Consider the following 321-nt stretch of genomic DNA (forward strand, 5'->3'; position numbering starts at 1 on the left):
ATCAATGCGAGTGTTTATCAATCGATGTTTTGATTTACTGGAGCTGTAAAAGTGAGTATTTACCAATGAATGTTTTGATTTACTGGAGCTGTTCCAGTAGCAATGCGAGTATTTATCAATCGATGTTTTGATTTACTGGAGCTGTAAAAGTGAGTGTTTACCAATGAATGTTTTGATTTTTGGAGCTGTTCCAGTAGCAATGCGAGTGTTTATCAATCGATGTTTTGATTTACTGGAGCTGTAAAAGTGAGTATTTACCAATGAATGTTTTGATTTACTGGAGCTGTAAAAGTGAGTATTTACCAATGAATATTTTGATTT

It is taken from the genome of Tenacibaculum piscium (genome assembly GCF_021390715.1).
GTDB lineage: Bacteria > Bacteroidota > Bacteroidia > Flavobacteriales > Flavobacteriaceae > Polaribacter > Polaribacter piscius.